This is a genomic window from Streptomyces gelaticus (genome assembly GCF_014649535.1).
GTDB classification, from domain to species: domain Bacteria; phylum Actinomycetota; class Actinomycetes; order Streptomycetales; family Streptomycetaceae; genus Streptomyces; species Streptomyces gelaticus.
Map to the genome: position 1 here is coordinate 1 of NZ_BMTF01000029.1, position 19,101 is coordinate 19,101.

Consider the following 19,101-nt stretch of genomic DNA (forward strand, 5'->3'; position numbering starts at 1 on the left):
CGGACGGACTCGACCTCGACCCGGCCGAACTCCGTACCGCACTGCTGCGCCTGTTGCGCACCTTCACCGACTGACCTCCGCACTGCCGTCCATGGGGCGGAATCTGCCGCAAGACGGCTCCAGAACCTGGCAAGAACCCAATAAAGAAGGCACTTCATGGACCCCGTACTCATCGCCGGAGCAGGCATCGGCGGACTCACCCTCGCCGCCGGACTCGCCGGCCGCGGCATCCCGGCCGTCGTCCTGGAACAGGCCGAACAGCTCGCCCCTGTCGGAGCCGGCCTGACCGTGCAGCCCAACGCGCTCATGGCACTACGCCGTCTGGGCCTGGCCGCGCCCTTCGAAGCCGTCGGCGCGCGGCTGTCCACGGCCGCCGTCTACGACGCTCGCGGCCGCGTGTTGCTGCAGCCGAGCCCCGCTCAGGCCGACGCCCTGCTGGCGGAGATCGGCGCACCCACCCTGGGCCTGCACCGCGCCACCATCCACCAGGTGCTGGTCGGCCAGCTCGGCACCAGCGAGCTGCGGCTCGCCTCGGCCGTCACCGCCGCCGACCCCGATCAGGCCACCGTCACCCTCGCCAATGGGCAAGAAGTACGCGGCTCCGTGCTGGTCGGTGCGGACGGCCTGCGCTCCACCGTCCGAACCGCGCTGCTGGGCGCCCAGGCACCCACCTACAGCGGCTACTACTGCTGGCGCGGCGTCACCGACGCCAACCCCCTGCCCAGCGACTGGATCGGAGAGATATGGGGAGCGGGCCGCCGCTTCGGCGGATGCGTGATCGACGGTGACCGTTTGTACTGGTTCCTGTGCGCCAACGGCCCCGCCGGTGGCAAGGACAGCGATGTCCGTGCCGCGCTCACCCGGGCCACGGCCGAGTTCCCCGACTATGTCCGCCAAGCCGTCAGGGACACCCCCGTCAGCGCCGTCCGACGCGACGACATCCGGGACCGCCCGCCGGTCACGCAGTGGGGCCGGGGCCGCACCACCCTGCTCGGCGACGCCGCCCACCCCATGACCCCCAATCTGGGCCAGGGCGCGTGCCAGGCCATCGAGGACGCTCTCGCCCTCACCGACCTGATCACCGAGCACGGCCCCACCCCCGACGCCCTGCGCCGCTACGAACGCTTCCGCCGGCCCAGGGCCAACGCCGTCGTCAAGGCCGCCCACCAGCTCGGACGCATCGCTCACTGGAGCACCCCCACACGCACCCGGGTACGCAACACCCTCGTCCGCCTGATCCCCGCCTCCGTCCTGGTGCGCCAACTGCGGGCCTCCTGGCGGCTGCCCGAGACCACGAGCTGACTCCCAGAGGCACCCCTCCACCCGCGCCGATTCACCGGAAGCGAGCACAAGATGCACGACCTCGACGCCGACACCGGCCGTGTCCCCCTCTCGGTCCTCGGCCTGGGCCTGATGGGCCAGGCCCTCGCCGCGGCCTTCCTGGGCCGAGGCCACCCCACCACCGTATGGAACCGCACCCGCGCCAAGGCCGAACCCCTTGCCGCGCAGGGCGCGCAGCTCGCCTGGACCGTCCGTGACGCCGTCACGGCCGGCCCGCTCGTGGTCATTTGTGTCTCCGACTACGACACCGTGCGTGACATCCTCGAACCCGTGAGCCGGGACCTGTCCGGCCGCACCCTGGTCAACCTGACCTCGGGCACCTCACAAGAGGCCCGTGAGACGGCCCAGTGGGTGATCCACCAAGGCGCCGTCTACCTCGACGGCGCGATCATGGCCGTACCCCCGGCCATCGGCACCGCGAATGCCACCGTCCTCTACAGCGGTCCGACCACCGCATTCGACCGGCACCAACAGGCACTCAGCAGTCTCGGCAGCCCCGTGTACGTCGGCGCGGACCATGGCCTGCCGTCCCTGTTCGACGCGGCCGCACTCAGTTTGGTGTGGAGTACTCTCAACGGCTTCCTGCACGGCGCTGCCCTGCTCGGCAAGGCGGGAATCCCCGCGACCGCATTCGCCCGCCTCGCCAAGACGGGCATCGAAACCGTAGCCGACTGGGTGCCCGGCTATGCCCAGCAGATCGACGACGGCACCTACCCCGCCACCGAATCCACCGTCAACACGAACCTGACCGGAATGAAACACCTCCTCCACGAAAGCCACGCCGCCGACATCAACACCGAACTACCCGAACTCCTCGCGACCCTGGCCGAACGGGCAGTAGCCAAGGGACACGGCAACAACAGCTACGCAGCGATCACCGAACAGCTCCGTCACCCCTCGCCGTAACTGAACAGCCACCAGCGGCTTCTGACCGGTAGTGATGCGCTGATTGCTTGAGTGCGTCTTCGTTCGCCGGCCGGGTTGTGGACCTCCTCCAAGCATGGCCGAAGCCCGTGCGAGCGCGGCGGGCACGAAGGGCTTTCCCGGCGGCGAGGAAGCCGGGGCATTGTCAGTGGGGCCGTCTACTGTGCCGGCTATGTCTGACCATCTACGGAGCGGTGGCCTGCGGGCTGAACCCACGACTGCGGATGAGCGGTCGTCGGATGCAGGGCCGCCGAAAGCGCAGTTGGAGCCCGGCGGGGGGAGAGGGGCAGCCATGTACGGGGCCACCGGCTGGGAACCTCTGCCGGAGGAGTTCGACCGTCGGTCACGGGCCGGGGAGCCGGAGTTCGCGGACCTGGCACAGGCGGTGCGCTGGAGGACCGCGCGCCGGGCGGCGATCGATCACGTGCTCGCTCTGATCGCCGGATCCTGGTGGAGCGACAGTCTGGTGCTGCGGGGCAGCCTGCCACTGCAGGCATGGGCCGGTGAGCGGGCCCGGGAGCCGGCTGATCTCGACTGGGTGGTCGTTCGCGACATGGTCAACGAGGGCTGGCCGTACGGAAACCTCATCGATCTGACTCGCACCTGGCCCGCCGTGGCGGACGCGATGGAGCCCGCAGACGATGCGCACGGCATTCATGGGACCTGGGATGTGAGGAGTCCTTCGCCGGACCTGGACCGGCTGCTGGAGGCCGCCTCGGCGGACGAGGACGCCGAATCGCCATACATGGACCTGCTCGACCGGATCAGGGAACGGCCCGAGGCACCGGGCGGCGTGATGCTCGACGCCGATCAGGCGTATGCGGAGTCGAGCGACGGGGGATGGTCCTACCACGGGCCGGGGGTGCGGCTGGAAGTGCCCTGGCGGGCATCCGGGTTGCCGTCCGGCCGGATACGCGTGGACTTCGCCACCGACGACATGTTCTCCGACCCGCCGGAGCCGGCGGTGTTGCCGGTCGGCTCCGGCCGGCCGCCTGCGGTCGTCCTGACGGCCGGCCGGGAACTCTCGCTCTCCTGGAAGATCCTCTGGTTGCAGGTCGAGTCCGAGGAGGACGGCGGTGCCCAGGGCAAGGACCTCTACGACGCCGTCCTCCTGGCCGAGGACCGCCGTACCAGCCTGTCCACAGATCTCCTGGAAGACGTGCTGTCCGGCGGCGACGCGCAAGGCTTCCACCCCGACCAGGTACACCAATGGTCAGTGGCATGGGAAAAGTTCCAGGCCGAGTACCCCTGGGTGCAGGGGAGCGTGAAGGAGTGGTTGTCCCGATTGTCCGGGGCACTCACTTCGATGTTCGCGGCGGTGGTCCCCGCCATGGCCGATATCGAGGTCGGCGACTCGGTGACCATCAGCGGTGGCCCCTTCGCCACTCTCCAGGCGACTGTCAACGAGGTCTGTCCCCAGTCGAGAAGGGTCAAGGCTCTGGTCCATTTCTTCGGCCGGGAGACCCTGGTCGACCTCTCCTTCGACCAAGTGCGGAACAACTGAGGAGCAGTTGGGTGAGCGGGGCCGAGCATGCCCGCGCCGGAGCCGCTGAAGCCGCGTGAGGAGGCCGGTACCGTCGCGGCGGCCCGAACCGACTGCGTGTCGATGAGTCCTGCCGTGGGCCCGGCCTCACGGCCTTGGCGTCCATGGATCGTTTCCCGCAGCCGATCGTGGAACTCTGCGATCAGCCCGTGCCCGTGCCCGCGCCAGCGGCGGAAGACACGAACGTCGTGGAGGCCCCCTCGACCAAGTCGCTACAGGGGCGCCGACGTGGCCGCGCAGGCCGTCGCCGAACCCGAATTCGCCGGACAGGCGCGGTCCCCTGATCGATGAGTCGGGGTAATGAATGGATGAGATCATCGATCTTGTTCGGCCCCACAAGGGGGTGGTGATCTGGCCATATGAAAAGTACGGAAGCTCTCACACCCTCCACAGCCGACAGCGGCGTACCTCGCTGGTCACCCGTCATCGCCGTGGCACTCAGCACTTTCACCGTGGTGTCCTCCGAAATGATGCCGGTGGGCCTGCTGACGCCCATGTCCAAGGCGCTTTCCGTCTCCGACGGTGTCACCGGCCTGTCCCTGACGATCACCGGGGTCGTCGCTGCGGCCGTCTCCCCGTTTGTTCCAGCGCTCATCGGGCTTCGCGACCGCAAGGAAGTGCTCGTCACCTTCATGGTTCTGCTGTCAGTGGCGAATGCGCTGACCGCGATCGCGCCCAATTTTCTGGTTCTGGCTTCCAGCCGAATCCTTCTCGGTATTGCGATGGGCGTCGTGTGGGGACTCGCTGCAGGACTTGGCCCGCGACTCGTCGGCGGACCACGAGTCGCGCTTGCCACCACGCTGATCTTCTCGGGCGTCTCCATCGCCTCGGTTCTCGGGGTGCCGCTGGGTACCCTCCTTGCGGCGCTCATCGGCTGGCGTGCCACGTTCTGGGCACTCGCACTCGTCGGTGCGGTGGCCGCGGGCGTCCTGGTCCTCACGCTTCCGGCCCTTCCGGTTCACCGGCGGAGCCGCCTCGACGGAACCATCGGCGTGTTGAGGAACCGCGGTGTCGCGGCCGGGCTGGCCATCACGGCGCTGATCGTGCTCGGTCACTTCACCGGCTATACGTACGTGCGCCCGGTCCTCGAGTCGGACGCGGGCATGAGCGCCGGCTTGATCGCGAGCTGTCTGCTGGTCTACGGCCTGGCCGGCGTCGCCGGCAACTTCACCCTCGGCCCTCTGGCGGGCCGGTACACGAAGGAGGCTGTGACTATCGCTGTGGCGGGCGTCACCATGGCCGTAGCGTTGTTGCCGTTCGCCACCGCGGGCACTGTCACTGTGCTGATCGTGCTCGTCGTCTGGGGCGCCTCGTACGGCGGGGTATCGGTCTCGACGCAGACCTGGGTCCGCACGGCCGACCCCGCGCGTACTGAGGCATCGGCCGCACTGTGGGCCGGCGTGTTCAACGCAAGCATCGCTCTCGGCGCGCTTGCGGGCGGGTTCGTCATCGACCGTGCGGGAAACCGCGCCGTCCTTTTCTCGGCGGCGCTGATCACGGCGGCCGGGCTGGTCATCGCCGCCGTCTCGCGGCCTCGACCGACCGCTCCTCGTACGGGGTGACCGGAGATGGATGCCGCCGGTCATTGATCGGTCCGTCCGCTGCCCTGGGCCGACAGCCACCAATCCGGACGACGTTCGTCCGACGGGCGGATCTGCTCCGCTCACAGCCGGGACAGCAACGTCGTCTCAGCCCACGTTCTCCAGCAAGAGCTCGACGAATCTGTTGGCGAGGCCGTGCTGCTTCCGTTCGCTCTGCAGGACGAGCAGCGTGGTCGGCTCCAGATCGGGAACCGGCAGGTAGCGGATGTCCGGCCGCGGGGCGTACCGGGTGCTCGCTTCGCACAGCAGCAGACCGAGGCGGGTGCTGGCCACGGTCGAGAGCCCCTCCTGAATCGTGCCGGCGGTCGCCGAGTAGGTCAGCTCGATCCCGCTACGTGTCCGCCTCGGCGCATTCACCTGTCGCCAGTAGTCGGGGGCGGCACCGCGTGGCTCGATCAGTGCCATTTCCGACAGTTCGCCGGCAGAGACACTCGACTCACCGGCCAGGCGGTGCGCGGTGGAGACGGCGAGATACATCGGCTGCCGCGAGAACTCCAGCATGGGCTGCAGGCCTTTCTCGCGGCAGGGCGAGAGCACGATGGCCACGTCGATCTCCGCCCCGCTCAGGTCGGAGAACGGGTCCCCCCAGGAAAGTTCGACGAGTTGGGCGGAGCCTTCGGCAAGGCTCGCGATCGCCTTGGCAACCGGCTCGTACACGGCGCACTGGAATCCCACGCGCATGGGCCGGTCCGTTGCCGCGGCCCGGGCGGCGTCGAAGCCCTCGCGAAGCTGGCGGAAGGCAGGCACCACCTGTTCGGCCAGCGCTCGCCCCAGATCGGTCAGCTCGACCCGGCGGCTGGTTCGTACGAACACCGGAGCGCTCAGCCGGTTCTCCAGGCGCTTGATCAGCTGGGAGACGCGTCCCTGGGTGACACCCAGGATTTCGGCCGTGCGGCCGAAATGGAGTTGGTGAACCAGCACGGAGAAACACTCGAGTTCCTGGAGCGGAAGCTCCGGGATTACGGGCCATGGCGGTGTGCGATCCACCTCCGCATTCTATGCCGGTGTCGCGCGGCGCCCGCTCCGGCCAGTGGTGATCCACCCCCACGAGGTGCCGAGGTGAGATCACTGTCGCGGGAAGTCCGGCCCCAGCCGGTCGGGGTGGACGACCTGGTCCAGCTGTCGAGGCAGGTAACGAGCTGGGCGCCGGTGAGCGTGATCCGGACCATGTCGTGCCGTCCCCGCGCTCACCGTCGAGGGGTGGCACTGGTTCGGCGAAGATCGCAGCTCGCGCTGGTATGCCCACGACGAGACCTTCATCCGCGAGCTCGTCGTATCGGCGGTAACGATCCACGCGTGGACCCGGACGCCGCGCCGCAGTGATCAGCCCTCCGGAAAGAACCTTGCGACGGCCGGTCGCAGCCGGGTTGTTTCGAAGTCGTCGATGGGCAGCGCGAGTTGCTCCAGAAGCAGACCATTGATGATGGTCAGCAGATCCGCGGCGTCGGCCTCGGGGTCCGCGGATCCGGCCCCGCGCAGTTCGCCGGCGAAGGCCGCCCGCTGGGCGACTCCCCATGCGTCGAGGCTGGCCTGCAGCTGGTGGCGGCGAGCGACTTCCAGGAAGAACTCGTACCGGGCGATGCCGGAGTCCCGGTCATGGGCCAGGGATCCGGTCACGTACTGCACGATGCGGGTGATCCGCTGCGGGACATCGACGTCCGGCAACCGGTGGAACAGTACGCGCACCTCCTCGATCTGCCGGGTGGCCAGCCGTCGCAGGGCTTCGTCGAGCAATTGGTCGAGGGTGCCGAAGTAGTAGCGGGCGATGCCGTGGGTGGTGCCGGCCTCCGCCGCGATAGCCCGGTGTGTCAGGGCGCGCGCGCCTTCCCGCGCCAGCAATCGGGTCGCGGCGTCCAGGAGAGCTTCGCGGCGGGCGGCCCCTCGGGCCATCTGCGGCTCGCGCATGGGCGTTGTCACGGGGTTCATCGTACTGGCGTGGATGGCGAAAGTTGTTCTCCGTATGGAGAAAAACTGCGCTACGGTATGCCCATCGGACACCGCCGTCAGCCGCGGAGGGAAGCTATGACCAGCACGATCATCACAGGTGGGCGGGTACGCACACTCGATCCGAACGCACCCGAGGCCGAGGCGTTGGTGCTGTCCGGCGGGCGCGTGCTCGCTGTGGGGGACCGGGACGCCATGGCGGAAGCGGCGGGTCCCGATGCCCGCCGGATCGATGTCGAAGGCGGCACAGTGATGCCCGGCCTGATCGACACCCATCCGCATGTCCTGCACTTCGGAACCTTGGCGGGCGGGCTCGTCGACCTCACCGACGCCGTCGATCACGCGGACATCGTGGCGCGCATCCGGGCCGAGGCCGCGAACACGCCACCGGGGGAGTGGATCATGTGCACCCCGGTCGGTGAGCCGCACTACTTCGTGCGCCGTTCGGAGCGGGATCTGCCCGAACGGCGTCTGCCCGATCGATGGACCCTCGACTCGGCGACCGACGCCCATCCGGTGCTGATCCAGGCGTGGGCGCCCCGCATGCCGAACGTGGTCGCGTTCAACAGCGCGGGCCTGCGCGCGGTCGGACTCACCTCCTTCATCCCCGGCCGGGTCTGCGACGTCGAGATCGACAAGAACGAAGCCGGTGACCTGACCGGAATCCTGCGCGGACCTGTCACCAACTACTACACCTACGACCCCTTCTGGGGGCAGATCCTGACCAAGCTGCCGAAACCGAGCATGGAGAACGCCGTCGCCGGTACGACCGCGGAGTTGGCGCGCTACGCGGCGCAGGGCGTGACCACCGTGTACGAGGGGCACGCGATGGAACCGGAACACATCGCGCTCTACCGACAGCTGCGCGCGACCGATTCCCTGCCCCTTCGCGTGATGGCGACGCTGGACGCCGAGTCGGTCATCTTCTATCCGTTCGACCCGCTCCCGCACGGCGAATTCGCCGCTCGCCTCGAGCAGCTCGCCGACCAGATCTCGGACGACGGCGACGACATGCTGCGGGTCGGCGGGCTCACATTCAGCCCGGGCGGCCCTTGCTTCTCGGGATACTTCGCGACCTACGAGCCCTACGCGGACCCCTTCGGCAAACCCACCCGTGGCGTGCGATTCCTGTCCCTGGACAAGGAGGAGACCTTCATCAGGTTCTGTGCCGCCAACGGCATCCGTGCGAACCTGTGCCTCGGTGCGTATCGCGAGCACGACGAGTTCCTCGACATCGCGGAACGCGTTGTGCGGGAACACGATTTCCGTGACCGGCGCTGGATTCTCCAGCATGCCATGACGATCACGCCGAAGCAGGCCCGCCGATACGCGGAACTCGGTTTCCAGGTCACCACCAGCGCGGGATTCGCCTGGGGCAAAGGTGCGATGTACGGCGAGCGCATGGGGACTCACCTCTGGCGCGACCTCGAGCCGCTGCACCGTCTCAGCGATATCGGGCTTGATCTGGCGGGCGGTTCGGACTGGGGGCCGAAGAATCCGTGGGAGCAGATCGAACTGGCGCAGACCCACCGCTTCGCGGGCAGCGATCACCGCAATGACGGGCCTGACCAGAAGCTTTCGCGCATAGAGGCGCTGCGCATGTGGACGACGGGGGCGGCGAAGGTGCTCGGCCGGCCCGAGATCGGCTCGCTCGCGCAGGGAAGCCACGCGGACCTGGTGATCGTGGATCGTGATCCGGTGACCTGCCCGGTGGAGGACCTTCGAGGTACCAGGGTGCTGCGGACGCTGCTGGGCGGGAGGACCGTCCATGACAGCGGCGAGCTCTCCTGCCCGGCCGAGGAGACGCAGGCGGTGGCGTCATGACCGCCGACCGGTCGAACCGGGTGCTCGCCCGCATCGACAGCATGCGCGAGGAGATGGTGGCCACGCTGGCCGAGGCCGTCTCCATCCGAAGCGTGAACCCGACCTGTCCGGATCAGGACTATGACGATCTGGTCGGTGGTGAAACGGAGGTCTCCCGGCTGCTGGCGACACTGTACCGGCAGGCCGGCGCGGAGACCGAGCTGTTCGGCGAGGTGCCGGGCCGGGACAACGTGGTCGGCGTGGTGCACGGTAGTGGCGGCGGGCGCTCGCTGATCTTCAACGGCCATGTCGACGTCGTACCGGCGGACGACTCCGTGCAGTGGACCCACGACCCCTTCACGGCGTTCATCGACGAGACCCATGTCTGGGGCCGGGGATCGGCGGACATGAAGAGCGGACTCGTTGCGCAGGCCTTCGCCGCCAGAGCACTGACCGAGACCGGGACACGGCTGCGAGGCGACCTGATCCTGCAGGGCTGGTCGGCGAGGAGAACCTCGAACACCACCTGGGGACCTCCGCCGTCCTGGGTCGCGGCTTCACCGCCGACGGGGCGATCATCGCCGAGCCCACCGGCGCCGACCGGCCGTTGACCGTCATGCCGGCCACTCCCGGCGTGCTGGTCATGCGCATCGCGGTGACAGGGCGCAGCGCGCACGCGTCGATGCGCTCGCGCATGCGCGCCCAGGCGGGGGTTGACGAATACGCCGCCGACCCCGTCGCCGCCAGCGCGATCGACGCCGCTGTGCTGATCCACGACGGGCTGCGCCGGCTCGAGGCCGAATGGGTCGAGAGCCGGACGGACCCACTGTTCGAAAAAGGCCAGTTCACCATCGGTCTGAACGTGGTCGATGGCGCCGCGCACGGCAGCCGCAACGTCGCGTTCATTCCCGACAGTACGACCCTCGAATACGCGATCTTCTACCCGCCCGCGACGGACGTGTACGAGATCCGGTCGGAGATCGCGCGCACGGTGCTGGACATCGTGCGGCAAGACCCCTGGCTGCGCGTCAACCCTCCGCGCATCGACTGGCCGATGCACTATCCGGGCGGTCGGACCGACCGGGATCATCCGCTCTGCCGGACAGTGCGCGCCGCTCGCGAGCAAGCGGCCCTCGGTACCCCGTACGCCGGCCCGGGCGATGTGCTGCCGTTCCCCTCGGCCACCGATCTCACCTGGTTCACCGCCGTCGGCATCCCCGCCGTCGGGCTGGGGCCGGGCGCCCAGGTCATGGCACACGCTGTCGATGAGCGGTGTGCGATTGACGAGATGGTCGATGCCGCGAAGGCATACGCGGTGGCGGCGATCGAATGGTGCGGTGCAGCATGAACAACGACACCGCCGAACTCTCGGCGATCGCACCGTACACGGCGATCGGATTGTCGATCGCACTTCCCCGGGAAACGGCGACCCGGACATCGTCGCGGCCCTTGGGCAGCAGCCGAGCTCTCACCGTCTTCGTCCATGAGCGTGGTCGAAAGGAGGCGCGATGACTTCTGCGCACGGCAAGCCCTGCCCGGCCGCCGGCATTTCGGGGTCGAGCGCGTCGTAGCTCGGTATCGTGACGCTCCGGGCGGCGGCCGAAGCAGGGGCTGTGGAGATTCACTTGGTCATCTCGCACGGCGCTCGACGGTGCATACAGCTGGAGACCGATCTGAGCGTCGCACCACCACGAAGCCACAGGCATGCACGGCGTCACCGGCAGGACCTGGCCGCACCCGGCCAGGTCCTGCCGGCGACGCCGACTCGGTTGTACGGGACTCTGAGGGCGGCGGCAGCGCTGGATCCATCGGACGCGGCCATGGTGAACGGGCGCTGTCTGTCTGTCGGTCCGGGCCGCCACACGGACGGCCGGAGTGATTCCGGGCCCTGGGATTGACCTGCCTGACGGGGTGGCGACCGCGTACCCCGTATCGCGGATTCAGCAGATCGTGTTGTTCGTCGGCATCTTGGCCGTTTTACCGATCTCGTCCGCTCACTATCGGGGGACGCCCGGTTTCCGTTCTGGAGGAACGTGCCCGTGATCTCCGGCATGCCTGGCCGCATGTACTGCCCGACCAAGAGAAATGGCTCATCGTGCATTTGACTCCGCATGAGCAAGAGCGTCTGCTGATCCATGTCGCAGCCGACGTTGCGCAGAAGCGCCGCGACCGCGGGCTGCTCCTCAACCACCCGGAAGTCGTGGCCCTGTTGACGGTGCACGTCTTCGAAGCGGCGCGCGACGGCAAGACGGTCAGCGACATCATGGACTCGGGTCGGCGCCTGATCAGCCGGGCGGAGGTGATGCACGGCGTCCCGGAGATGATCAAGAGCGTCCAGGTGGAGGCCACCTTCCCGGACGGGACCAAGCTGGTCACCATTCACGATCCCATTCCGGAGGCCGCAGAGGAGCTCGAGATCCATCCGGGCAAGGTCGAGCATCCCCAGCCGCCCCGCACGCCGGGCTCGCCGGTCGACTGCGACGACAGCGGCAACTCATCCGTGGGCTGCGACGAGTACGACGACACAGCCTCCCGGTACGACGCGATCTACTTCAACGTGCACCTCGACGGGGACACGCAAGGCGACAGCCTGCAGAAGAACGCCACCACCTTGCCGGGCCCGGGCAAGACGAAGATCAAGGTGAAGAACGAATCGGACCGTCCCATTCAGGTCGGTTCCCACTATCACTTCGCCGAGGTCAATCCAGGACTCAAAGTCGTCGGCATCGAGATCCCTGCCGGTCAGACAGTCCCGAGCGACGGCAGTCTCTGGGACTGCGATGCGGCGAAAGGCCGACGGCTCAACATCGCCGCAGGCACGGCCGTGCGCTTCGAACCAGGTGACGAGTGCTGCGTGGAGCTGGTGCAGATCCAGGGGGATGTCACGGCCGACAGCGGCAACACCAGCGACCTCACCAAGATCCAGGGACTGCGCGAAGGAATCGTCCGATGAGCAACCCACGGGGACAGGGCCACAGCCAGGCGTCGAAGCCCGTGAAGGGCCGGCCGAAGCCGAGCAACGAGCTGACACGACCGGACTACACCGCGCTGTACGGACCGACCACCCGGGACCGGGTCCGGCTCGCCGACACCGACCTCACGCTGGAGATCGAGGCCGACTGGAGCGGCGGCCCTTCGTACAGCGGCAACGAGATGATCTTCGGCGGCGGCAAGGTGATCCGCGAGTCGATGGGAATGTCGCACCTCGCCAGGGACGGGAGGAACAGCGAGGGCCATGCCACGGACCACAGGCCCGTGGACACCGTCATCACGGGCGCGCTGATCCTCGACTGGTGGGGCGTGGTCAAGGCCGACATCGGCATCCGCGACGGCGAGATCGCGGCCATGGGCAAGGCGTACAACCCCGAGACGATGAACCCCGTCCCGAGCGACAGGTTCGAGATGCCGAACCGCGCGACGAAAGGCAATACGGAGCCGGTTCCGGTGACGCCGGTGAGCTTTGCGGTCGGGCCGAGCACCGAGGTCATCTCCGGCAACGGGCGGATCCTCACCGCGGGTGGCGTGGACACCCATGTCCACTTCATCTGCCCCGGGGAGATCCACGAGGCCCTGGCCTCGGGTGTGACCACGCTGATCGGCGGCGGCACAGGACCGGCCGAGGGCAGTACGGCCACCACCGTGACCCCGGGCGCCTGGCACATCACGCGGCTCTTCGAGGCACTGGACGAGTTCCCGGTCAACATCGGCCTGCTCGGCAAGGGCAGCACGATGAACGAGCACGAGCTCAACGCGCAGGTGGACGCCGGCGTCTGTGGCTTCAAGATTCACGAGGACTGGGGCGCCACACCCGCGGTGATCGACCGGGCGCTGGACGTCTGTGAAGAGCGCGGTGTCCAGCTCGCTCTGCACGCCGACTCGCTGAACGAGTCGGGGTTCCTGGAGAGCACACGAGAGGCCTTCACGGGCGACGGAAAGGACACAGCGGGAAAGCGCACGAAGGAGAAGGCACGCCCCATCCATATCTTCCACGTCGAGGGTGCCGGTGGCGGTCACGCACCGGACATGATCGAGCTGGTCAAGGAACCGAACGTTCTACCGGCCTCGACCAACCCGACGCGTCCCCTGACGGTCAACACCGTCAAGGAGCACGTCGACATGATGATCGTGTGCCATCACCTCAACCCCGAGATTCCGGCGGACATGGCCTTCGCCGACTCCCGGATCCGGCCATCCACCATGGCCGCGGAGGACCTCCTCCACGACATGGGCGCCATTTCCATGATGTCCTCCGACGCCCAGGCGATGGGCCGCATCGGAGAGATGATCATGCGTACCTGGCAGACCGCGCATGTCATGAAGTGCCGCTACGGAGCGCTGGCGGAAGACCGCGAAGCCGCACACATCCGCGGAACCACCGAGGACACGACACACTCCTTCAACGAACAGCAGCGGCTGCCGAACGACAACTTCCGGGCGCGCCGCTACGTCGCCAAGTACACCATCAACCCGGCGATCACGCACGGCATCGACAGCCACGTCGGCTCCGTGCAGACCGGGAAACTCGCCGACCTGGTGCTGTGGGAGCCGCAGTTCTTCGGCGTCCGGCCTCACATGCTCCTCAAGAGGGGCCAGCTCGCGTACGCGCAGGTCGGTGACGCCAACGCGTCGATCACAACGCCCCAGCCCTATCTGCCGCGCCCGGTATGGGGCTCCACCGGCCGCTCACCGGGACGCAACTCGATGAACTTCGTGGCTCCGGGCGTGGCCGGCAAACTGAACGGAGACGGCACCAGCGACAATCCGGGCCTCGGTCTCGACAAGGAATTCGTCGACATCACGAGTACCCGGCACATCACGAAGGCCGACATGAAACTGAACGACGGCACCGCGCTGACGAGCCTCGAAGTCGACCACAACAGCTTCGAAGTCACCATCGGCGGTGCGACCACGACCGACGTCCGCACCGAACTCAACGGTGCGACCGTGCCGCGCTCCTACGTCAACGAAGTACCTCTGGCACAGCGGTACTTCCTCTTCTGAACCGCCACCTGCCCGGCCGTCGGAGCAACAGCATCGCGGCCGGGCCCCCGGGGCCGGTACACCATGACCCGCCCGCGCCCGGCACGACTTCCGACCCTGCGAAAGGCAGCCGCTCAACCATGAGCCGTGCAGCCCTGCTCCTCCTGGCCGACGGCCGCTTCCCCGCCGGAGGGCATGCCCACTCGGGTGGCGTCGAAGCCGCCGTCGCCCACGGAGCCGTTCACGACACCGAAAGCCTGGAGGCATTCTGCCTCGGCCGTCTGCACACCACCGGCCTGACCATGGCCGGTCTGGCCGCCGCGGCCGCCGCCGGGCATGACCCGCTGCTGCTGGACGACGCCGCCGACGCACGCACCCCCGTCCCCGCGCTCCGCGCCGTCGCCCGTCGGCTCGGCCGTCAGATGATGCGCGCGGCCCGAGCGACCTTCCCGTCCGAAGACCTGGAACTGCTGGCCGCCGAGCGCCCCCGGGGCGCCCACCAGCCGCTCGTGCTGGGCCTCGCCGCCCGGGCCGCCGGACTCACCGCTCTGGACGCCGCCTACGCCACCGCGTACGAGAACGTCAGCGGCCCGGCCACCGCGGCAGTGCGCCTGCTGAGCCTCGACCCTCTCGACGCCTCGGGGCTACTGGCCCGCCTCAGCCCCGATATGGACGCCGTCGCCACAGCTGCCGCCCGGGCCGCGGATCGGGTCACGACCGAGGGGGTCGACGCCCTCCCGTCCGCGTCCTCTCCGTTGCTGGACATCATCGGCGAGCAGCACGCCGCCTGGACCGTCCGGCTCTTCGCCTCCTGAAACCCTCCCTTCCCACCTGGAGTTCTCCGTGCACCTCGACCCCCCTGCGACCATGCCGCAGCGCCACACCCACAGCGCCGGACCGCTTCGCGCCGACGGCAGCCGCCGGGCGCTCCGTGTCGGCCTGGGCGGGCCCGTCGGCTCCGGCAAAACAGCAAGCGTCGCCGCGCTCTGCCGCACCCTGCGCGACCGCTGGTCCATCGCCGTCGTCACCAACGACATCTACACCCGCGAGGACGCCGAGTACCTGCTGCGCGAGGCCGTGCTGCCGCCCGAGCGCATCACCGCGGTGGAGACCGGCGCGTGCCCACACACCGCGATCCGCGACGACATCTCGGCCAACCTGGAGGCCGTCGAACACCTGGAGGAGACCCTCCACCCCCTCGACCTCGTGCTCATCGAGTCCGGTGGCGACAACCTCACCGCCACCTTCTCCAAGGGCCTCGTCGACGTGCAGATCTTTGTCATCGACGTCTCCAGCGGCGACGACATCCCCCGCAAGGGCGGCCCCGGCATCACCACCGCCGACCTCCTCGTCGTCAACAAGACCGACCTCGCCCCGCACGTAGGCGCCGACCTCGCCGCCATGGCCGTCGACGCCGAACGGCAACGCGGTGACCTTCCCGTCGTCTTCACCAGCCTCACTTCCGACGACGGCATCCGCGAGGTCGCCGACTGGGTCACCGCCCACCTCTCCGAGTGGCGTGTCAAGGCGGCCGTATGAGCCACGCCGCACAAATCGTCGATGACCGAGCGGCGTCGACCGGATCCCTCTCCGGCGCCGAGGAGCCCGCCGGGCACCCGCACGGAGTACGGGCCACGGCCCGCATCCGCGCCACGTACAACGGACGTGCCACCACGCTTCCACAGCTACGCAGTGACGGCCCGTTCCACCTCCGACGCATGCGCACCGACGGGAACTCCGCCAAGGTGGGGATCATCGGTGCCATGAGCGCCCCACTCGGCGGCGACCGACTCACCATCGACGTCACCGTGGAGGACCGGGCCCTGTTGGAGGTCACGACAGCCGCCGCCACACTCGCCCTGCGCGGCCCCACCGCCGCGCCGGCCACGTACGACGTACGGCTCACCGCCGGGGAGCACGCCGGCCTGCGCTGGCTGCCCCGGCCGCTGATCAGCGCTGCCGACAGCAACCTCAGGCAGACTTGCCATGTCGAACTTGCCTCCACCGCCCGGTTGTTACTGAGGGAGGAGCAAATCCTGGGCCGGGCCAACGAGGACCCGGGCCACCTCGTGAGCAGACTCCTGGTCCACCGTGCCGGGAGACCGCTGCTCGACCAGCAGACGGCATACGGGAATCCGGAGCCTGGCTGGGACGGTCCGGCCAGGCTGCACGGACACCGCGCCGTCGGCCAACTCCTGCTCGTGGACCCGAAGATGGGCACTCGTCACGACCCTGTCCTTCTCCGCACGGGATCCCGGGACGGGTGCGCTGTTCTCACACCGCTGGCCGACGGCCGGGCACTGCTCGCGACCGCCGTCGCACCGACCTCCTCAGTTCTGCGGGAACTGCTCGACGAGGCCCTCGCACACGCGCTGCGAGGGTAGCGCGGGCCACCTGCAGGCCCCGGCCGTCACAGGCCGGACGGACCTCGGTGCGACGAAGGGGGAGAACCGCTCGGCGGGGGTTCCGCATGGCGGATCCGTGCCGGGGTCAGGATGTGGGAACGGGCCAGGGGATGTCGGTGGCCACCGCGGCGGTGTAGTCGACGCCCGGCACGGAGAATCCGTACAGGCGTTGGACCTCGGCGTGGAACCAGTCGAGGTCGGCGAGACCGGCGATGGTATCGGTCGTGGCGGCCGCCCAGCGTTCGGTGACGGCCGTCTGGACGTCTTCAGCGAGTTCCCAGGTGTCCAGGCGGATCCGGCCTTCGTCATCCAGGGCGAGCGGGGCGGCACCGGTGAGTTGGTCCCACAGGGCGGCAAGTTGATGTACTGGCGGGACCAGGTCCTCTCCAAGGACGCCGCGCAGCAGGCCGGTGTACAGGGCGATGCCGGGGATGGCGGTGGAGGACTGGGTGACGGCGGCGCCGTTGACAGAGGTCACGGCCCGCCCGCCCACCGTTTTGTCGAGCCGCTCGCTCAGGGTGCGGGCGGTGGCCTCCAGGTGGGCCTTGGCCGCGCCGATGGTGCCCTGCCGGTAGATCGCCGCTGTCAGCGGCGATCCGATGTACGACAGCGCGACGGTAGCGAAGCCCTCGGCGAGCAGTCCCCGACCGGCCAGGTGCTCGATCCAGCGTTCCCAGTCCGCACCGCCCATCACGGCCACGGTTTGCTCGACATCATCGCCCTCAGCCGGCCCGGTCTCGACCTCGCGCACCTCGGGAACGCCCTGGTCGTCGAAAACAAGGGTCTTGGTGCGGTTCGCCCGGCCGATCGGCTTGAGGACGGAGGCGTACGTGGTGCCGGTGGCCGGGTCGGTGCGTCGTGGCGCGGCCACCGAGTAGATCAGGTAGTCCAGCCTGCCGCCGAAACGCTGTTCGATGAGATCGGCGACCTGATTCTTCATCGTGTCGGAGAACGCGTCGCCGTTGAGGAAGACCAGATCCCGCCCGGCGGTACGGGCGATGTCGGCGGTGGCGGCGGTGCGGTACCAGCCGGCCGTAGCGGTACGCCGTTCGGTGGGGGCCTTCTCGAAGGAGACCATGATGCCGCGGATACCGGCGCGCTTGAGTCCGGCGACAGTGGCCGCCAGGCCATATCCGGCCGAGGAGCCGATGATCAGAGCCACCGGTCCGGCACCCTCCGGCACGTCGGCAGAGTCGGGGCATGCCTGCCACATGTCGGCCACCAGCCGCTCGCAGCCCGCCGGGTGGGAGTCGAGGAAGAGGAAGCCCCGGTTGCGGGGGATGAGAACGCGCTCGCTCACGATTGCAGTCCTTGGGTCGACTGAGCCAAAAACGCGGCAACCAGCCGGGCCGCCACGTTCTGCAAGTCTGCGACAGGACGAACACTGACAGTGGACCCACCAGGGACAAGGATCAGGAGCCGATCTTGGAGTGTTCCCCCACTTCCAGCAGGGCAAGAAGCAGCTGCGACCAGGCTCAGCACCGTCCGGCACTTCGCCCGCCCCCTGATCCGCTGCCGGCCGGACGAACCGCCCGGGCCGCCCTCAGCGCCGGGCGTCCCCGGACAGGCCCGAGCGGGCCTGTCCGGGCGACAGCTTGCCCCGATCGGGAAACAGCGGACGCGGGGCACCCGATCGCGGGATCGGGCCGATGCTGCGCGCGGAGGATCCGCTATGGCCGTACCGCGACCGCGTCCACCTCGAACAGCATCCCCGGCAGCGCGAGCGAGGCCACGCCGCTCAGTGTCTGGGCCGGCAGCCTGTCTCCAAAACGGGCGTGCAGCGCCTTGCCGAGGATCTCCAGCTTGTCGAGGTCGTGGTCGACGATGAAGGTGCCGAGTCGGACCACGTGCTCGTAGCCAAGGCCGACCCCCTCCAGCGCCGACCGCAGCCGGTCGAACGCCAGGTCCACCTGGGTCGCGAAATCACCGGGGAGAGGAGCACCGGTGGCGTCGGAGGCGTACTGGCCGCCGATGAAGACGGGTACGCCGGGCGCCGAGACGGCATGGCTGTAGCCGAATGGTGCCGGGTCATGGAGGGCGGCTGGGTTGGTGATCGTGCGCTGATCGGTCGTCATGCCTGATTCAACATTGCGCACCGACCTGGCATTCCAACGGCAGCCGTCACGGCCACCCCGCCCACGACCTTCCGCGACGACGCGCGCCCACACACCGAACCTTGCGTCGCCACCGCCGCGCGCTCACCGTCTCCCACCCCGCGTCCCATGAGCCACCGCCGAACCTCGTACTGGGCGGCCTCCGGTTCAGTCCAGGCGGTCGTATGCGCCCGGCTCCCGCACGGCGACCAACGTCAGCTCTTCCGCGTCCCGGTACGCTCCGGCGCCGCAGAGGTGGCCGGCCACCCGTTCTCCACCTGATGCGCGTCAGCCACGGCTGCGCGGGCACCAGCTGCTCCCATCCGTGCCGCTGCGCGGATGATCCAGCGTCCGAGATCTTCGCGCCCAGAACGCCCCGCAGGTCCCGGCTGAGTCAGCCGTGAACGAGGGCGGCTTCCTTCTCCACCACCGGCTGGTGGCAAACGCGGGCCACTCTCGATGGGGTC

General features: G+C 68.8%; 18 protein-coding genes and 1 pseudogene. 15 read left to right on the plus strand and 4 right to left on the minus strand.

Features of this window, described 5'->3' with window-relative positions; genetic code table 11:
- Positions 1-156: 156 nt before the first annotated feature.
- From IE107_RS29725 to IE107_RS29740, 4 genes are all read left to right on the plus strand, one after another.
- Positions 157-1,302: an FAD-dependent monooxygenase gene (locus tag IE107_RS29725; RefSeq protein WP_189547455.1), complete on the plus strand. Its 1,146-nt coding sequence runs from the start codon at positions 157-159 to the stop codon at positions 1,300-1,302.
- Positions 1,303-1,353: 51 nt separating this feature from the next.
- Positions 1,354-2,247, plus strand: coding sequence for an NAD(P)-dependent oxidoreductase (locus tag IE107_RS29730; RefSeq protein WP_189547456.1), 894 nt, complete (start codon positions 1,354-1,356; stop codon positions 2,245-2,247).
- Between the two features lie 310 nt (positions 2,248-2,557).
- Positions 2,558-3,769, plus strand: coding sequence for a nucleotidyl transferase AbiEii/AbiGii toxin family protein (locus IE107_RS29735; protein WP_189547457.1), 1,212 nt, complete (start codon positions 2,558-2,560; stop codon positions 3,767-3,769).
- 470 nt (positions 3,770-4,239) lie between these two features.
- Positions 4,240-5,370 (plus strand): MFS transporter, encoded by a 1,131-nt coding sequence (locus tag IE107_RS29740; protein ID WP_189547458.1) that lies wholly within the window; start codon positions 4,240-4,242, stop codon positions 5,368-5,370.
- A 126-nt stretch (positions 5,371-5,496) separates the two neighbouring features.
- Here IE107_RS29740 and IE107_RS29745 read toward each other — a convergent pair whose 3' ends face one another.
- Positions 5,497-6,396, minus strand: coding sequence for a LysR family transcriptional regulator (locus IE107_RS29745; protein WP_189547459.1), 900 nt, complete (start codon positions 6,394-6,396; stop codon positions 5,497-5,499).
- Positions 6,397-6,732: 336 nt separating this feature from the next.
- A complete protein-coding gene (locus IE107_RS29750) occupies positions 6,733-7,326 on the minus strand; it encodes a TetR/AcrR family transcriptional regulator (RefSeq protein WP_189547460.1) in 594 nt (197 codons plus the stop codon).
- A gap of 105 nt (positions 7,327-7,431) precedes the next feature.
- Between IE107_RS29750 and IE107_RS29755 the strand changes: the two genes are divergently transcribed.
- The 10 genes and pseudogenes from IE107_RS29755 (at position 7,432) to IE107_RS29795 (ending at position 16,520) form a co-directional block, all read left to right on the plus strand.
- Positions 7,432-9,177: an amidohydrolase gene (locus tag IE107_RS29755; RefSeq protein WP_189547461.1), complete on the plus strand. Its 1,746-nt coding sequence runs from the start codon at positions 7,432-7,434 to the stop codon at positions 9,175-9,177.
- Positions 9,174-9,767: a M20 family metallopeptidase gene (locus IE107_RS35820; RefSeq protein WP_189547462.1), complete on the plus strand. Its 594-nt coding sequence runs from the start codon at positions 9,174-9,176 to the stop codon at positions 9,765-9,767. The genes IE107_RS29755 and IE107_RS35820 overlap by 4 nt, the downstream gene beginning before the upstream one ends.
- Positions 9,701-10,504, plus strand: coding sequence for a M20/M25/M40 family metallo-hydrolase (locus IE107_RS35825; RefSeq protein WP_268246625.1), 804 nt, complete (start codon positions 9,701-9,703; stop codon positions 10,502-10,504). Before IE107_RS35820 ends, IE107_RS35825 begins: the two co-directional genes overlap by 67 nt.
- Entirely contained in the window at positions 10,501-10,668 is a 168-nt protein-coding gene (locus IE107_RS29770; RefSeq protein ID WP_189547463.1) for a hypothetical protein, read from the plus strand. Before IE107_RS35825 ends, IE107_RS29770 begins: the two co-directional genes overlap by 4 nt.
- Before the next feature lie 583 nt (positions 10,669-11,251).
- A pseudogene (locus IE107_RS35960) lies at positions 11,252-11,548 on the plus strand (urease subunit gamma); the annotation flags it as partial.
- A 165-nt stretch (positions 11,549-11,713) separates the two neighbouring features.
- The gene (locus IE107_RS35965) at positions 11,714-12,109 is read left to right on the plus strand and encodes an urease subunit beta (protein ID WP_308434265.1); all 396 of its coding nucleotides are present in this window, start codon (positions 11,714-11,716) and stop codon (positions 12,107-12,109) included.
- Positions 12,106-14,157 carry an urease subunit alpha gene (locus tag IE107_RS29780; protein ID WP_189547464.1) on the plus strand — a complete coding sequence of 684 codons (2,052 nt, stop codon included), beginning with the start codon at positions 12,106-12,108 and terminating at the stop codon, positions 14,155-14,157. Before IE107_RS35965 ends, IE107_RS29780 begins: the two co-directional genes overlap by 4 nt.
- 119 nt (positions 14,158-14,276) lie before the next feature.
- Positions 14,277-14,951: an urease accessory protein UreF gene (locus IE107_RS29785; RefSeq protein ID WP_189547465.1), complete on the plus strand. Its 675-nt coding sequence runs from the start codon at positions 14,277-14,279 to the stop codon at positions 14,949-14,951.
- A 28-nt stretch (positions 14,952-14,979) separates the two neighbouring features.
- Positions 14,980-15,675: an urease accessory protein UreG gene (gene ureG, locus IE107_RS29790; protein ID WP_229867346.1), complete on the plus strand. Its 696-nt coding sequence runs from the start codon at positions 14,980-14,982 to the stop codon at positions 15,673-15,675.
- A complete protein-coding gene (locus IE107_RS29795; RefSeq protein WP_189547466.1) occupies positions 15,672-16,520 on the plus strand; it encodes an urease accessory protein UreD in 849 nt (282 codons plus the stop codon). The genes ureG and IE107_RS29795 overlap by 4 nt, the downstream gene beginning before the upstream one ends.
- A gap of 106 nt (positions 16,521-16,626) precedes the next feature.
- On the opposite strand, the gene fabV is transcribed toward IE107_RS29795, so the two are convergent.
- Together fabV and IE107_RS29805 are read right to left on the minus strand one after the other, a co-directional pair.
- Entirely contained in the window at positions 16,627-17,841 is a 1,215-nt protein-coding gene (gene fabV, locus IE107_RS29800; protein WP_189547467.1) for an enoyl-[acyl-carrier-protein] reductase FabV, read from the minus strand.
- A gap of 370 nt (positions 17,842-18,211) precedes the next feature.
- The gene (locus tag IE107_RS29805; RefSeq protein ID WP_189547468.1) at positions 18,212-18,616 is read right to left on the minus strand and encodes a RidA family protein; all 405 of its coding nucleotides are present in this window, start codon (positions 18,614-18,616) and stop codon (positions 18,212-18,214) included.
- A 147-nt stretch (positions 18,617-18,763) separates the two neighbouring features.
- Here IE107_RS29805 and IE107_RS29810 point away from each other — a divergent pair, with 147 nt between their 5' ends.
- Positions 18,764-18,916, plus strand: a complete 153-nt coding sequence (locus IE107_RS29810; protein WP_189547469.1) for a hypothetical protein — start codon at positions 18,764-18,766, stop codon at positions 18,914-18,916.
- Positions 18,917-19,101 lie beyond the last annotated feature (185 nt).

Bases quoted from the DNA above. Each gene is read 5' to 3' on its own strand.
- IE107_RS29725 (WP_189547455.1), top strand. From the start codon at position 157: ATGGACCCCGTACTCATCGCCGGAGCAGGCATCGGCGGACTCACCCTC.
- IE107_RS29730 (WP_189547456.1), top strand. From the start codon at position 1,354: ATGCACGACCTCGACGCCGACACCGGCCGTGTCCCCCTCTCGGTCCTC.
- IE107_RS29735 (WP_189547457.1), top strand. From the start codon at position 2,558: ATGTACGGGGCCACCGGCTGGGAACCTCTGCCGGAGGAGTTCGACCGT.
- IE107_RS29755 (WP_189547461.1), top strand. From the start codon at position 7,432: ATGACCAGCACGATCATCACAGGTGGGCGGGTACGCACACTCGATCCG.
- IE107_RS35820 (WP_189547462.1), top strand. From the start codon at position 9,174: ATGACCGCCGACCGGTCGAACCGGGTGCTCGCCCGCATCGACAGCATG.
- IE107_RS29770 (WP_189547463.1), top strand. From the start codon at position 10,501: ATGAACAACGACACCGCCGAACTCTCGGCGATCGCACCGTACACGGCG.
- IE107_RS29780 (WP_189547464.1), top strand. From the start codon at position 12,106: ATGAGCAACCCACGGGGACAGGGCCACAGCCAGGCGTCGAAGCCCGTG.
- IE107_RS29785 (WP_189547465.1), top strand. From the start codon at position 14,277: ATGAGCCGTGCAGCCCTGCTCCTCCTGGCCGACGGCCGCTTCCCCGCC.
- IE107_RS29795 (WP_189547466.1), top strand. From the start codon at position 15,672: ATGAGCCACGCCGCACAAATCGTCGATGACCGAGCGGCGTCGACCGGA.
- IE107_RS29805 (WP_189547468.1), bottom strand. From the start codon at position 18,616: ATGACGACCGATCAGCGCACGATCACCAACCCAGCCGCCCTCCATGAC.
- IE107_RS29810 (WP_189547469.1), top strand. From the start codon at position 18,764: ATGAGCCACCGCCGAACCTCGTACTGGGCGGCCTCCGGTTCAGTCCAG.